The organism is Variovorax paradoxus B4 (assembly GCF_000463015.1).
In the GTDB taxonomy this organism is placed as follows: Bacteria; Pseudomonadota; Gammaproteobacteria; order Burkholderiales; family Burkholderiaceae_C; genus Variovorax; species Variovorax paradoxus_E.
On sequence record NC_022234.1, the window covers coordinates 1120751 to 1135619 of the forward strand.

General features: G+C 68.6%; 12 protein-coding genes and 2 tRNA genes. 8 read left to right on the forward strand and 6 right to left on the reverse strand.

The window, feature by feature from the left end; genetic code table 11:
- Positions 1 to 110 precede the first annotated feature (110 nt).
- Positions 111 to 1235 (reverse strand): sensor histidine kinase, encoded by a 1125-nt coding sequence (locus VAPA_RS32385; protein ID WP_021004481.1) that lies wholly within the window; start codon positions 1233 to 1235, stop codon positions 111 to 113.
- 355 nt (positions 1236 to 1590) lie between these two features.
- Between VAPA_RS32385 and VAPA_RS32390 the strand changes: the two genes are divergently transcribed.
- Entirely contained in the window at positions 1591 to 1773 is a 183-nt protein-coding gene (locus tag VAPA_RS32390; RefSeq protein WP_021004482.1) for a DUF3606 domain-containing protein, read from the forward strand.
- A 133-nt stretch (positions 1774 to 1906) separates the two neighbouring features.
- On the opposite strand, the gene VAPA_RS32395 is transcribed toward VAPA_RS32390, so the two are convergent.
- From VAPA_RS32395 to VAPA_RS32410, 4 genes are all read right to left on the reverse strand, one after another.
- Positions 1907 to 2470 carry an HNH endonuclease gene (locus VAPA_RS32395; protein WP_021004483.1) on the reverse strand — a complete coding sequence of 188 codons (564 nt, stop codon included), beginning with the start codon at positions 2468 to 2470 and terminating at the stop codon, positions 1907 to 1909.
- 77 nt (positions 2471 to 2547) lie between these two features.
- Positions 2548 to 2621, reverse strand: a tRNA-His gene (locus VAPA_RS32400).
- A gap of 46 nt (positions 2622 to 2667) precedes the next feature.
- Positions 2668 to 2744: transfer RNA gene (locus VAPA_RS32405), tRNA-Arg, on the reverse strand.
- 502 nt (positions 2745 to 3246) lie between these two features.
- Positions 3247 to 4644, reverse strand: a complete 1398-nt coding sequence (locus tag VAPA_RS32410) for an MmgE/PrpD family protein (protein WP_041946723.1) — start codon at positions 4642 to 4644, stop codon at positions 3247 to 3249.
- 74 nt (positions 4645 to 4718) lie between these two features.
- On the opposite strand from VAPA_RS32410, the gene VAPA_RS32415 reads away from it, so the two are divergent.
- The gene (locus VAPA_RS32415; RefSeq protein ID WP_021004486.1) at positions 4719 to 5591 is read left to right on the forward strand and encodes an MBL fold metallo-hydrolase; all 873 of its coding nucleotides are present in this window, start codon (positions 4719 to 4721) and stop codon (positions 5589 to 5591) included.
- Between the two features lie 25 nt (positions 5592 to 5616).
- Here VAPA_RS32415 and VAPA_RS32420 read toward each other — a convergent pair whose 3' ends face one another.
- On the reverse strand, positions 5617 to 6438 hold the full coding sequence (locus tag VAPA_RS32420) for an IclR family transcriptional regulator (RefSeq protein ID WP_021004487.1): 822 nt from the start codon (positions 6436 to 6438) through the stop codon (positions 5617 to 5619).
- Positions 6439 to 6694: 256 nt separating this feature from the next.
- Here VAPA_RS32420 and VAPA_RS32425 point away from each other — a divergent pair, with 256 nt between their 5' ends.
- The 6 genes from VAPA_RS32425 to VAPA_RS32450 all read left to right on the forward strand — a co-directional run bounded on the left by VAPA_RS32425 (position 6695) and on the right by VAPA_RS32450 (position 14795).
- The gene (locus tag VAPA_RS32425) at positions 6695 to 8173 is read left to right on the forward strand and encodes an FAD-binding oxidoreductase (RefSeq protein ID WP_021004488.1); all 1479 of its coding nucleotides are present in this window, start codon (positions 6695 to 6697) and stop codon (positions 8171 to 8173) included.
- A 16-nt stretch (positions 8174 to 8189) separates the two neighbouring features.
- A complete protein-coding gene (gene purB / locus VAPA_RS32430) occupies positions 8190 to 9548 on the forward strand; it encodes an adenylosuccinate lyase (RefSeq protein WP_021004489.1) in 1359 nt (452 codons plus the stop codon).
- A gap of 63 nt (positions 9549 to 9611) precedes the next feature.
- The gene (locus tag VAPA_RS32435; protein ID WP_021004490.1) at positions 9612 to 10604 is read left to right on the forward strand and encodes a tripartite tricarboxylate transporter substrate binding protein; all 993 of its coding nucleotides are present in this window, start codon (positions 9612 to 9614) and stop codon (positions 10602 to 10604) included.
- Positions 10601 to 11470: a sulfurtransferase gene (locus VAPA_RS32440; RefSeq protein WP_021004491.1), complete on the forward strand. Its 870-nt coding sequence runs from the start codon at positions 10601 to 10603 to the stop codon at positions 11468 to 11470. The genes VAPA_RS32435 and VAPA_RS32440 overlap by 4 nt, the downstream gene beginning before the upstream one ends.
- A gap of 23 nt (positions 11471 to 11493) precedes the next feature.
- Positions 11494 to 12474: a Bug family tripartite tricarboxylate transporter substrate binding protein gene (locus VAPA_RS32445; protein ID WP_021004492.1), complete on the forward strand. Its 981-nt coding sequence runs from the start codon at positions 11494 to 11496 to the stop codon at positions 12472 to 12474.
- A 14-nt stretch (positions 12475 to 12488) separates the two neighbouring features.
- Positions 12489 to 14795 (forward strand): molybdopterin-dependent oxidoreductase, encoded by a 2307-nt coding sequence (locus tag VAPA_RS32450; RefSeq protein WP_021004493.1) that lies wholly within the window; start codon positions 12489 to 12491, stop codon positions 14793 to 14795.
- Positions 14796 to 14869 lie beyond the last annotated feature (74 nt).

Below are 14869 nucleotides of genomic sequence, written 5' to 3' on the forward strand. Positions count from 1 at the left end.
ATGCAGCGCAAATCGATGGTGCCGCCGCCGTGCTGAGCGCCGCCGGAGGCTGCGTCAGAGGCCTGCCCCGCCATGACCATCCGCTGCAATGCGACGCTGCACGAACTCGCCTATTCAAGAGAGTGAAGTGGAAGGCTGATGGTGAAGACGCAGCCCGAACCTGGCACGTCCCGGACCGTCAATGTTCCGTTGTCCGCTTCAATGCTCTGACGAGCGATCGAGAGCCCGAGTCCCAGACCCGCTCGGCTGTCGCTGTTGGGACTGAAAGGGATGAACATCTTGGCGGCGCCACCTGGCGGCAATCCTCCGCAATGGTCCTCGACATCGATGAGGACCTGTTCGCCCGAGGCGTAGGCGCTCAGGGTCACCATGGAGTTCTCCTGGGTGTACTTGAACGCGTTCTGCAGCAGGTTGGCCAGCGCCGCGTGAAGCAGGTCCCGGTTGGCCAGAATCGCCAGCGAGGGGTCCACGGTTCGCACCTCGAAAACGGCGCCTTGGCGCGCCACATCGAGCCGGGCCACAAGGTCGACGTCCGCAATGAAGGATGCCACCGAGAAGGTCTGGCGTTGATCTGCCCCTTCGCCCCTCACCTCGGCCGTGGCCCTGCTGATCAACAGACCGAGCGTGGAAAGGCTTCGCTTGAGGACCGCGCCCGTGGCGCCGCTGATGGCCATGTGGCCCAGTTCGAGCGCACGCACGGCGAGGGTGGCCGTGCCGAGCGAGTTGCGCAGTTCATGAACCAGGAATCCCAGACGTTGCTTTTCGCCCGCGAGCTGCTGCACCGAGATCTGCGCATCGCGCTGAGCGCTGAATTCGGTGACGGCGTCCGCAATGGCGTTGTCCAGACAACGGTTCAACGTGCGAAACTCGACCACGGCAAATGGCGCGTCGCACTCGAATGCGAGGTCCGTGATGGCCTGGCAGAGATCGCCGTAGTCATGAACGACCTGGTCCACGGTATAGCCGAGATTGAGCAGTTCCTTGCCGTGCGCGGTGGCGCTCACGCCTATTTCCGACAGGGCGAGCGTATCGCCTCCAGAGGGCCCCGAGATGGCGATGCTCAGGTCCAGTTCGTCGTCGTCTTCCGCGGAGAGCGTTCTCGTGAGCTGGTCCAGGAACATGGGCACGCCATGGGCCAGTTGCTTGTCGGTCGCCGCTCGCAAGGGGCGCTGTGCAACTTTCGCCTTGCACCTCGCGATCAGTTCGTCGCGATTGTTGAGAAGGAAACGGTGCATGAAGACCTCCTTGGTCAGGCACGAAGCGGCGGGGCAGGCCAGCAGCTCATGCTTCGCAGGCTCGAATTCCACTATAGGCGCCTGGGGGCTGGGACGTCGAGGAAACTTCAGAGCAAAGTGAAGCTGGACGCGACGCCCGGCTGCATTCGCTGGCTTCAGTCCTCCGGGTGTCATGTTTTGTAGGTGAACGATCGTCACCAAGCATCCCACCTTCCTACAAGGAGGCTTTCAGCAGGATGCGCCAATTGCCTGCATGGAGAGGCCAACTTACCGGTTGAAGTTGATTCAGGAGCTGTCCGCCGAGGAGCGGCGCTGGCAGCCCGACCCCGCAGATTGGCTTAAGGAACACGACAACATGGCAGACGACAAGACCAATGTGAGCGTCCAGGGCCGCAATCGCATCAATCTCAACGAGGCGCGGGAGGTCAAGGACTGGACCCACGCGCTCGGTGTGAGCGAGCAAGAACTGCGAAATGCGGTCGCTGTCGTGGGCGATCAGGCAGAGAGGGTGCGGGAATTCCTCACCAGGCGGTCCTGAGAGGTGCAAACGGGCGGCCGACGACCTCATCATCAGCACGAATTCTTGTCCCACGGTCCTCTTTGATCAAAAAAAGGCGCTTCAAAAGAAGCGCCCCAAAGGTGCAGAGGTATCTCTCCGTCGACACGGATCGTCAATGCAGCCGAGACCCCTTCGGCAGACGCCTCGCCAGCCACTCGTGCACATCCGCCCGGATGTTCCGGCCTTCCAGCAGGAAGTCCTCGAAGCGGCTCGGCACGTAGGGCAGGTAGACCAGCGGCATGCCCGCCTCCTCCGGCGTGCGCGCCGCCTTGCGGTTGTTGCACGGCGCGCAAGCGGCGACCAGGTTCATCCAGGTCCAGGGTCCACCGCGCGATTCCGGGAACACGTGCTCGCATTGCAGCTCGCGTTCGTGGAACACGCCGGCGCAGTAAGCGCAGGTGTGGCGGTCGCGACGCAGCAGCTTGCTCTTGCTGACGCCGGGAACGACCTCGAAAAGATTGATCTTCGATGCGCCGCGCAGCGCGATGATCGGCGCCACTTCGATTCGCGACTGCGCTCCCCGAGCGACGTTGAAGCCGCCGCGCAATGTGGCCAGCGGCGTGGTGCCCTGCTCCCAGGCAACGGATGCGCTGGCATAGTGCAGCGCAGCCTGCTCCAGCGAGATCCAGGCCTGCGGCGTTCCCTGGATGTCCAGTTGCAGTACATGTGGGTTCATTTCGCCTCCTTTCGCGGCGATGGTTTTCGATGAGATCGATGACGCGGAATAGCCATCGCCATGGAGAGGGTCGAACATGGGGTGCGCGAACGGAGTCGAACCGTCGTCAGCGGGATCACAACCCGCGGCTCTGCCCTTGAGCTACGCGCACCACGTGGTGCAAATTCGCTCGTCTGTTCTCTGAGCCAGCGAGGCGTTGGTCCCACGTGCACGACTCGAACGTGCAACCCCCTGCTTCGTAGGCAGGTGCTCTGGTCCATTGAGCTAACGCGGGAAAAAAGGTGTCCGGTTACGGGTTCCGGCGCCGCCCAATCTTTGCGGCCGGTTTCCGCGGGAGGGCCATCTGCATGGCCCGGTCCCGCTCGGGTAAAAACAAAAAGGCCCGGAACCTTTCGGTGTCCGGGCCTCTGCATGAGAGCGCTTGAGAGATGCGCGCTTAGTTACGCGCTACCTCCGCCCGGTGGCAACTGATCCTCATCGGCACGAGCCCGCGGCGAATGCGCCGGCGTGAAGTGCATGGGGTTCGGTCGCTGATGGCGCTTCGACGGCAGCATGCCGAGGTCAGCGCAAAACCAGGCACGCACGAACACCCGGCCCGGTGCGGGTCGAATGCTGGTGAGGGTCAGTCCTGCGTTCACGATGGTTCCTGCTTGCGTTGGTGTGAATGAAATCCGTGCGGGCAAATCCGCGAGTGGGATGAACTGTAAATAGTCTTTACTTTCGCGTCAACAGGCTCGGCAAACTTTTTTTGTGTTGTTGTTTTGGCCGGAGCAACGCTAGGCTGCGCCGAACAGCGCGTCGGCCGGCGCGCAGCGCAAGGCATCCTGCGCCGCATCCGTGAACCCCTCGCACCACCTGGCCAGTGCGGCGGCCTGCGCATCGCCCATGGCGGGCACGAAGGTGCGCATGCGCTGCTGCAAGCCTTCCCAGGTGTAGGGGTCCTCGGGGTCGCCGCGGCGCAGATCGCGGTAGGCCGTGAGCTGCCTTCCATCGTGCAGCCTGATCGTCACGCGGCTCGGACGGCGCTGCGGGAACGCACGTTGGAACTGATCGTTCGGCAGCACCTGCATGCGCGCGGCCAGGGCGCGCAGCCCGGGGTTGTCGAGGTCGGGTGCCTCCGTGTCCGTGATGCCGAGCGCGCCCTTCTCCAGCAGCACTGCCAGCAGGTAGCGCAGGCAGAAGCTGGCCTCGGTCGGCCTGGCGGGCCACTGCACGCCCGCGATCTTCAGCGCATGCGGAAAGATCTCGATCTCCATCGCCTGCACGTCGGCGGCGCGGATGTGGTGTTCCTCGATCAATGCGTGCGTCGCGTCGAGCGGCGTGAAGAGCATCGCGCAGGCCGGCCAGGCCTTGATGGTGGTGGTGTGCAGCCGCTCGGGCGCCTCCAGCCCTCCATCGACGGCGGCCAATGGCCCTTCGCCGGCCAGCGCGGCGTACATGCCGCGCCGGCCGGTGAAGAAGGCGCGCGCCCCCGGCAGGCCGGCCCGGGCGGCATAGGCTGCCGTCATGCCGTTGCGCACGGCGAACGCGGGATGCAGCGACTTGGAATCGTGCGCGTCGTCGTCCACCAGTTGCCAGAGGCCGGCCGCCTGCGTCGCGGCGATGCCCAGCGCATGGTGCAGCCGCCGCGCATCGAGCCCCATCGCCATGCCGGCCGCGGCAGCCGCGCCCACGGCGCCGGCCGTGGCGGTGGCGTGGAACAGGCCCGCATGGCGCGCGCCCAGGGCTTCGCCCAGGCGCAGTGCGACCTCGTAGCCGGCCACGATGGCGCGTGCGGCGCGCTCGTGCGTCAACTCGAGCGAGGATGCCAGCGCGAGCACCGGCGTGATGGCGACCACGCCCGGATGCAGCATCGCCGCGCGGTGCGCGTCGTCGATCTCGCGAAGATGCGCGATGCCCGCGTTGACGAAGCCGGCGGCCAGCGGTGTGGCGCCTTCGGGCTTGCCGCCGAACAGCGCCGCCCTGCCGGCGCCGGGCATCAACGCCTGTCCCAGGCCGCGCAGCCCGGCGGCAGCGGGCATGTCCTGCGCCGACCCGCCGGCGGTGAACCAGTCCAGCAGCGCCTGCGCGAGCCGTGCACGCGTGACGGCCGTCAATGGCTGGGCTGCCTGATGGAACAGATGCGCGACCAGCGTGGATTCGGGCAAGGCGGTGGAGATGGAAGTTGCGGCCACTGTAGTCTCTAGATTTTATTGAATGAAATTCGTGTCATTATATAAAATGACTCGACTTGCGAGGAATTTGCCAAATGCGCCTTTTCATCCGTTCCTTCTTCGATGCGGCCACCGCCACCTTCTCCCATGTGGTCGACGATGGCGCCGGCGTCTGTGCGGTCATCGACCCGGTGCTGGGCTTCGACGCGCGTTCCGGCCGCACCGATGCGCGTCCGGCCGAGGCCGTGGCCGCGCACATCGAGGCGAAGGGCCTGCGGGTGCAATGGCTGCTGGAGACGCATGCGCATGCGGATCACCTGTCCGGTGCGCCCTGGCTGCAGCAGCGCTTCGGCGGGACGCTGGCGATCGGTGCGGGCATCACCCACGTGCAGCGTGAATTCCGCGGCGTCTTCAATGCCGGCGACATGGCCGTGGACGGCTCGCAGTTCAACCGGCTGTTCGCCGATGGCGAGGCCTTCGCCATCGGCCGGCTGCAGGCGCAGGCGCTGCATGTGCCCGGCCACACGCCGGCGGACATGGCCTACCGCATCGCCGACCCGGCCGGCGGCCCGGATGCGGTGTTCGTCGGCGACACGCTGTTCATGCCCGACCTGGGCACCGCCCGCTGCGATTTCCCCGGCGGCGATGCGCCCACCATGTTCCGTTCGATCCGCCGGCTGCTCGCACTGCCGCCGCAGACCGTGCTCTACCTCTGCCACGACTACCCGCCCACCGGGCGAGAGGCCGCCTGCAGCACCACCGTCGCAGCGCAGCGCGCGGGCAACATCCATGTGCGCGAGGGCGTGCCCGAGGCCGACTTTGTCGCGCGCCGTCAAGCGCGCGATGCCACCTTGGCGCTGCCGGCGCTGATGCTGCCGTCGGTGCAGGTCAACATGCGCGCGGGCCGCATGCCGCCGCCCGATGCCAACGGCACCGCGTACCTGAAGATTCCCGTCGACCGGCTGTGACCCGGGGCCACACGGCCCGCGGGCGCTACCGGCGCCAGTCCCGCGGCGGACGGCTGCTGAAGCCCTGCTGCACCAGCGCCTTTTGCGCCACCTGCACGGCCTTGCGCTGGGCCGTGGCGCTCTGCCGCTGCGCGAGGCCGATCACCACCAGCGCGCCCTGGAAGGCGCCGTCGCTGTCGAACACAGGCACCGCCACCGACGCGATCTGCGGCACCCGCTCCTCGCGCGTGATGGCGAAGCCGTCGCGCGCAATGGCCTCCGCATGCGGCGTGCTGCCGCCCGTGAAATAGCGCAGCACGTGCGACGACGAGCCGCCGGCCGAGAGCTTGAGCCGCGCGCCCACTTCCACATGGTGGCGCACCTCGTTGCTGCTGTTCTCGCGGTAGAGACAGACGCGTTCGTCGCCGTCGCGCACGTAGAAGGCCACCGTCTCGCCGGTCTGCCGCATCACCTCCTGCAGGACCGGCTGCAGCCGCGTGCCGATGTCGAAGGTACGCCGGTAGAGCATGCCCATGTGCAGCAGCGCCGGGCCGGGTGCGTAGGCGCCGTCGTCGAAGCGGTGGACCATGCGGGCACGCACCAGCACGCCGAGCAGCCGCAGCAGTGTGGCCTTGTCCAGGCCCGTGCATTCGGCCAGCTCGCGCAACTTCAGCCGCAACCGGTCCTCGGTGAAGCATTCGAGGATCGACAGGCCGCGCTCGAGCACGCCGGAGGGCGGCTGCGGCGCGCTGGCCTCCACCTCGGAGGCCGTCGCCTTCACGGGCGAGGCGGCGTCCGATGGGCGCCGTGCCGTCTTGCGGGCCGGGCTCGGGTCCGATGTCTTCTTCGAAGCGGGGGTAGATCTCATGGGTGCAGATTGTGTGCGATCGCCGCATCGGTGCCGACACCGTTGACAGCGCCGGGCACGCTCACTAGAATTTTGTTTATTGAACTGTATTTCAATCAATGAAATACTGCAAATCATAAAGAGCCATCCCGGCACGATGGCGCAGGGCCCCCGCCCTGCCCTCGTGCCGGGTTGCCGAGAAGTGTTTTTAGAGACGGAGACATCGGGGGTTTTCCTCGCGCCGGACGATCGGCGCGCAGGGGCACCCGCCTTCTGCATGACCGCGACCATCGACATTCCCGCCGCCCCAGCCACCGACGCGCTGGCCGAGACGCTGTCCGGCATCGTGGGCGCTGCCCACGTGCTGACGGCCGCCGCCGACATGGCCCGCTACGAGGCCGAGTGGCGCCGCATCTACCCCGGCGCCGCGCGTGCCGTGGTGCGCCCGGCCAGCACCGGCGAGGTGTCGCGCGTGGTCGCGGCCTGTGCGGCCGCGGGTGTGCCCATCGTGCCGCAGGGCGGCAACACCGGCCTCGTCGGCGCCTCCACGCCCGACGACTCGGGGACCGAGATCGTGCTGAGCCTCGATCGCATGCGCGCCGTGCGCCGCGCGGATCCGCTGGACAACACGCTCACGCTCGAGGCCGGCTGCACCGTGCGCGAGGCGCAGGCCGCGGCCGAGGCGGCGGGCCGCCTGTTCCCGCTCTCGCTGGCCTCCGAGGGCAGCGCCACGGTGGGTGGCGTGGTCTCCACCAACGCGGGCGGCGAGCAGGTCCTGCGCTACGGTAACACCCGCGAACTGGTGCTGGGCCTGGAAGTGGTGCTGGCCGATGGCCGCGTGCTCGACCTGCTGGGCGCGCTGCGCAAGGACAACACCGGCTACGACCTGAAGCAGCTCTTCATCGGCGGCGAAGGCACGCTGGGCATCGTGACCGCCGCCACCTTCAAGCTCTTTTCAAGGCCGCGCCAGGTGGTCACGGCCTGGGCCGCGGTGCGCGACCCGCGGGCCGCGGTGGCGCTGCTGTCGCGCCTGACCGATGCGGTGGGCGAGCGCGTGACCGCCTTCGAGCTGATCGGCGAGGGGCCGCTGGGCCTGGTGTTGCAGCATGGCACGCCCGGCATGCGCGCACCGCTCGGCGGCGTGGCGCCCTGGTCGGTGCTGCTCGACGTGTCGGAGGTCTCCGCGAGCCTGGACCTGCAGCCCGCGGTGGAGGAGGTGCTGGGCGCGGCGATGGAGGATGGCCTGGTGCTGGATGCCGCGCTCGCCGCCTCCGACAGCCAGGCCCATGCCTTCTGGGCACTGCGCGAGCACATCCCCGAGGCCCAGCGGCTGGAAGGCCCGTCGATCAAGCACGACATCGCCGTCGCCATCTCGCGCATTCCCGATTTCATCGACCAGGCCGGCGCGGCGCTGCAGCAGCTGATGCCCGGCATCCGCATCGTCTGCTTCGGCCACGTGGGCGACGGCAACCTGCACTACAACCAGGGCAAGCCCGCCGGCATGGCCGATGCCGATTTCCGTTCGCACGAAGGGGCGGTGCACGGCGTCGTGCATGCCACCGCCGCGCGCCTGGGCGGCTCCATCTCCGCGGAGCACGGCATCGGGCGGCAGAAGCAGGCGGCCTTCATGCACTACAAGAGCCCGGTCGCGCTGGCCGCCATGGCGCAGATCAAGCGCGCGCTGGACCCGGCCAACACCTTCAATCCGGGCCGCATGCTGCCGCGCGCGTTCCTGGACTCCCTCACCTCCCGCTAACTCCACCAGGACCTCCATGCCCGTTTCCGTCTTCGACATGCAATCGCTCCAGCACCTCTGGGGCACCGATGAACTGCGCACCATCTTCGGCGAGGAGAACCGCATCCAGAAGTGGCTCGACTTCGAAGCCGCGCTGGCCTCCGCGCAGGCCGAGCTGGGCCTCATCCCGGCCGCCGCCGCGAAGGAGATCGCGAGCAAGGCCAAGGTCGAGAACATCGACATCGCCGCGATGTCGGCCGAGATCCGCCGCATCAAGCATTCGCTGGTGCCGGCGCTGAAGCAGCTGCAGGCCGCCTGTTCCAAGGAGAACGGCGAATGGGTGCATTACGGCGCGACCACGCAGGACGTGGTCGATACCGGCGTGGCGCTGCAGCTCAAGGAATTCCACGCAGTAGCGATGCGCGACCTGCAGGCCGTGGGCCGAGAGCTCGGCCGCCTGGCCGTGGCCCACCGCGACACGCCCATGGCGGGCCGCACGCATGGCGTGCAGGCGCTGCCGATCACCTTCGGCCACAAGTGCGCCGTGTGGCTCGACGAGCTCGGCCGCCACCAAGAACGCCTGGTGCAGGCCGCACCGCGCGTGCTGGTCGGCATGCTGGCCGGCGCCGTGGGCAGCCAGGCTTCGCTGGGTCCGAAGGCGGTCGAGCTCGAGGCCCTGATGCTGAAGAAGCTCGGTCTGGGCGTGCCCACGATCAGCTGGGCACCGGCGCGCGACCGCTTCACCGAATACACGGGCCTGCTCGCCATGCTGGGCAGCACGCTGTCGAAGATCGGCAACGAGCTCTTCAACATGCAGCGCAACGAGTTCGGCGAGGTCGAGGAAGGTTTCTCCGAAGGCAAGCTGGGCTCGTCCACCATGCCGCACAAGCGCAACCCGACCTCGGCCGAGAACCTGGCCGGCCTCTCGCGCCCGCTGCGCTACAACGCCGCGATGATGGTCGAAGGCATGGTGCAGGAGGGCGAGCGCGACGGCATCGCCTGGAAGATGGAATGGAAGGCCCTGCCCGAGTGCTGCATGATCGCCGGCGCCATGCTGTTCCAGGCCAGGAACCTGCTGGCAGGCCTGAAGGTGAATGCCGACGTGATGGCCGCCAACCTCGACCGGATGCGCGGCTACCTGCTGTCGGAACGCGTGATGCTGGAACTGTCGGAGCGCGTCGGCAAGCAGACCGCGCACGAGTGGATCTACGAGGCCTCGATGCACGGCATCACGCAGAAGCTGACGTTCGCCGATGCGATGCGCCAGCACGCGGGCCTCGGCAAGCTGCTCGCCGACGACGAGATCCGCGACATGACGGATCCCGCGGCCTATCTGGGCCAATGCGGCGCTTCGGTGGACCGTGTCGTGGCCGCGCAGGCGGCCTGGCTCGGCTGATTGCGCCCCTGCGGGGGTGCGCACGGCACCTCCCGCTCCACGAATAAATCAAGGAGACATGACATGCACACCATCGCCCCGAGCCGCCGCCATTTGTGCGCCTTCGCGTTGGCAGCCGCCGGCATGCTGGCGCTGGCCGCACCCGCCGCCCAGGCGGCCTACCCCGAGCAGCCCGTCAAGCTCGTGGTGGGTTTTCCGCCCGGCGGCGGCGGCGACCTGTACGGCCGGTTGATCGCCAACGCCATGGGCAGGACGCTCGGGCAGACCGTGGTCGTCGACAACCGCGCCGGCGCCGGCGGCAACATTGCCGCCGACATCGTGGCCAAGGCCAGGCCCGACGGCTACACGATCCTGCTGGCCATGAGCGGCAACCTGGCGGTCTCGCCCGCCATGAAGCCGCAGAGCCTTCCCTACAAGGTGCCCGACGACTTCACGGCGATCGGGCTGATCCTGGAGGCGCCGCACGGCCTGTTCGTCAGCCAGGGTTCACGCTTCAAGACGGCGCGCGAGCTGCTCGATGCCGCCAGGACGCAGAAGCTGAGCTTCGCCTCCACCGGCACCGGCGGCGCCGCGCACATCGGCATGGAAATGGTCAAGCAGAAGGCCGGGGTGGAGATGCTGCACGTGCCCTACAAGGGATCGGGCCCGGCCATCACCGACATGCTGGGGGGCCAGGTCGACAGCTTCTTCGCCACCGCATCCCCGCTGGTCGGCCAGGTGCGCCAGGGCCAGCTGCGGCTGCTGGCGATCACCGGGGAAAAGCGCAACCCGGCGATCCCCGAGGTGCCGACCTTCAAGGAGCTCGGGGTGAACGTGCCGGTGACGCAGTGGTACGGGCTGGTGGCGCCCGCCGGAACGCCGCAGGCGGTGGTGAAGCTGCTGTCCGACCACCTCAGCCGCGCACTGGCGACGCCGGAGGTGCGCGACGCCATCCGCAAGGACGCCGCCACCGAGCACGACCTGCCGATGAACGGCTTTCGCAGCTTCGTCGTGGACGACATCGCCCGCTACAAGGCGGCGATCACGCCTTCGCTGATGAAGGAAATCTCCCAATGAACCCCATGACCTGCGACACCCTCATCTCCACCGAGCAACTGGCCGACGCGCAACGGAGTGCGCATCCGCCCCTGGTGCTGGACTGCAGCTTCGAGTTGACGAATCTCGACGCCGGCCAGCAGGCCTACGACGCGGGGCACATTCCGGGCGCGTTCTACCTTCACCTGGAACATGCCCTCTCGGCCGAGAAGACCGGCCGCAACGGCCGCCACCCGCTGCCCGGCCGCGAAGCCTTCGCCCGCACCATGGCCGCGATCGGCGTGGGCAACGACAGCCAGGTCGTGGCGTACGACAACGCCGGCGGCATGTATGCGGCACGCCTGTGGTGGATGCTGCGCTGGGCCGGGCACCGCGCGGTGGCCGTGCTCGACGGCGGCATCGCGGCCTGGAAAGCCGCGGGCCATGCGGTGTCGACCGAAGCGCCACCCGCGCGGCCACCCGGCCGCTTCACGCTGCGCGAACCGCTGGTCACAACCCTTTCCTACGACCAGGTGAGGGCCAACATCGAGAGTGGGCACAAGCTCGTGCTCGACGCCCGCGCCCCCGACCGCTTCCGCGGCGAGAACGAAACGATGGACCCGGTCGGCGGCCACATCCCCGGCGCGAGGAACCGCCTGTTCAAGGACAACCTGGACGCCGACGGCCGCTTCAAGCCCGCCCACCAGCTGCGCGCCGAGTTCGACGCCATCACCGGCGGCCGACCCGCCGCGGAACTGGTGAACCAGTGCGGCTCGGGCGTCACCGCCTGCCACAACCTGCTGGCCATGGAGGTCGCGGGCCTGAAGGGCGCGGCGCTGTACCCCGGATCGTGGAGCGAGTGGAGCGCGCAGCCCGGCGCGCCAATCGCCACCGGCCCGGCGGCCTGACAAGAAGCTTCGGAGACAAGCCCATGCCAACCCCAAGACGCCATTTCCTGCGCCGCTCGGCCGCCCTGCTCGCCACGGCCGGCTTCGCGGCCCTGGTGGGCATCGCCCACGCGGCCTACCCCGAGCAGCCGATCAAGCTGGTCGTGGGGTTTCCGCCCGGCGGCGGCGGCGACCTGTACGGCCGCGTCATCGCCAACGCGCTCGGCAAGCACATCGGCCAGGCGGTGATCGTGGACAACAGGGCGGGCGCCGGTGGCAACATCGCGGCCGAGACCGTGGCGCATGCCCGGCCCGACGGGTACACGCTGATCCTCGCGATGAGCGGCAACATGGGCAGCGCGCCTGCGATCCGCGGCAACCTGCCCTACAAGGTGCCTGAAGACTTCGTGCCCATCGCGCAGCTGGTCGAGACGCCCTTCGGCCTGATGGTGAGCAGCAACTCGAAGATCGAGACCCTGAAGGACTACGTGGCCGAGGCCAGGGCCGGCAAGCTCACCTATGCGTCGACCGGCACCGGCGGCGCGGCGCAGATCGTGATGGAGATGGTCAAGCAGCAGGCCAGCCTGGACATCCTGCACATTCCCTACAAGGGCTCGGGCCCCGCGCTCAACGACCTGTTCGGCGGCCAGGTGGCGAGCTTCTTCGCGCCCTATACGCCGCTCATGGGGCAGATCGCCGGCGGCAAGCTCAGGCTGCTGGCCGTGAGCAGCCCGCGCCGCGTGCCCTCGTTGCCGGACGTGCCCACGCTCAAGGAGTCGGGCATCGACGTCGTGATGACGCAGTGGTATGGCCTGGCCGCGCCGGCCGGCACGCCGAAGGAGGTGGTCGACACCATCGGCCGCGCCGTCGAGAAAGCCATGAAGGATCCGGAGCTGCTCAGGGTCTACCGCGCCGACGGTGCGCGGGAGGCCACGCTGACCGGCGACCAGTTCCGCGACTTCATCGTGAAGGACGTTGCGAACTACAGGCGCGCGGTCGAGCGCGGCGGATTGAAGGCCGAGTAGGAACCGTCCACACCATGCCCGCCGACACGCCCACCTTCCATCCGCACAGCGCCCACTGGGGCGTGTTCTCCGCCGCCTGGGACGGCCACACGCTCGCGGTGAAGCCGCACCCGGGCGATCCGGATCCGAACCCGCTGATCGACAACTTTCCCGATGCGCTGCGCCACCGGGCGCGCGTGACCACGCCGATGGTGCGCAAGGGCTGGCTGGAGCGCGGCCCGGGGCCCGATCCGATGCGCGGCCAGGACGCCTACGTGGCCATGCCCTGGAGCGAGGTGCTCGACCTGCTGGCCGCGGAGCTGCGGCGGGTGAAGGAGCGGCACGGCGCGGGCGCGGTCTTCGGCGGCTCCTACGGCTGGTCGAGCGCGGGGCGCTTCCACCATGCGCAGAGCCAGGTCCACCGCTTCCTCAACACCACGCTCGGCGGCTACGTGCGCTCGGTCAACAGCTACAGCGCCGGCGCCTCGGGCCCGATGCTGCCGCACATCCTCGGCTCGATGGAAGAGGTGGCGCGCCGCAACGTGACGTGGGAACAGATCGTCGCGCACACCGACGTGGTGCTGGCCTTCGGCGGCATGGCGCTGAAGAATTCGCGCGTGGCCTCGGGCGGCATCAGCCGCCATGTCGAGCGCAGCTCGATGCGCGAAGCGGCGGCGCGCGGCTGCCGCTTCGTCTGCATCAGCCCGCTCAGGAGCGACCTGCCCGACGAAGCGCAGTTCGAATGGCTCGCCGCCAGGCCCAACACCGACACGGCGCTGATGCTGGCCCTGGTGCACCAGATCGTCAGCGACGGTGCGCACGATCGCGAGTTCATCGCCCGCTGCTGCGACGGCTGGGCCACGTTCGAGGACTACCTGATGGGCCGCAGCGACGGCGTGGCCAAGAGCTGCGCCTGGGCCGCACCGATCTGCGACCTGCCGGCGCAGCAGCTCGTCGACCTCGCCCGCTCGCTCGTCGGCAAGCGCACGCTGGTGGTCGTGTCGCACTCGCTGCAGCGCGCCGAGCACGGCGAGCAGCCGGTCTGGATGGGTGCGGTGCTGGCCGCGGCGCTGGGCCAGCTGGGCCTGCCCGGTGGCGGCTACAACTACGCGCTGGGCACGCTGGCGCACTACGGCAAGCGCAACAACGCCGTGCTGGCGGCCGCACTGCCCCAGGGCAGCAACGGCGTGAAGGAATTCATCCCGGTCGCACGCATCAGCGACATGCTGCTCAACCCGGGCCAGCCCTTCGACTACAACGGCCAGCGCCGGACCTATCCGCACATCCGCCTGGCCTACTGGGCGGGCGGCAACCCGTTTCACCACCACCAGGACCTGGCGCGGCTGGCCGAGGCCTTCCGTACCCTCGACACCTTCGTCGTGCACGAGATCGCCTGGACCGCGACCGCGCGCCATGCCGACATCGTGCTGCCCAGCACCATGACGCTGGAGCGCGAGGACATCGGCGCCACGCCCACCGACCCGATGGTGGTGGCGATGCACCGCATCGCCGAGCCCTGCGGCCTGGCGCGCGACGACTACGACATCTTCTGCGAACTGGCCCGGCGCCTCGGCGCGCTCGAGGCCTTCAGCGAGGGCCGCACGACGCGCGAATGGCTGGCGCACCTGTACGAACGCACCCGCACCGGGCTCGAGGACCTGGGCCTCGAAGCGCCGGACTTCGAGACCTTCTGGCAGCGCGGCGAACTCATGCTGCCGCAGCGCGACGACGACGGCGGCATGCTGCGCGCCTTTCGCAACGACCCCACCGGTGCGCCGCTGCCCACGCCGAGCGGCAAGGTGCAGGTCAGCTCGCCGGCCGTTGCCGCCTTCGGCTACGCCGACTGCCCGGGCCATCCGGCCTGGCTTGCGCCGAGGTTCGCGCCGACCGCCGAGCATCCGCTGTGGCTGGTCGCCAACCAGCCGCACACCAAGCTGCACAGCCAGCTCGACTTCGGTGCGCACAGCCAGGCCAGCAAGCGCCGCGGCCGCGAGGTCTGCACGCTGCACCCGACGGCCGCCGCAGCGCGCGGCATCGAGGAGGGCGACATCGTGCGGCTCTTCAACGAGATCGGCGCCTGCCTGGCCAGCGCCCACCTGTGTGCCGACATGCGCGAAGACGTGGTGCAACTGCCGACCGGCGCCTGGTACGACCCGGCGACGGACGACCAGGGCCGCCCGATGTGCGTGCACGGCAACCCCAACGTGCTGACCCGCGACATCGGCACCTCGTCGCTCGCGCAAGGCTGCGCAGGACAGCTCAGCACGGTGCAGATCGAACGCTACGACGGCGCGCTGCCGCCGATCCGCGCGTTCGAGCCGCCGGCGGGTGCTGCCATCTGAACGAAAGTTCCAAGAACAGGTATGTGAAGAGCAACGTGACTTTCTTCACTTACCTTCCCGCCCGGAACCGCTAG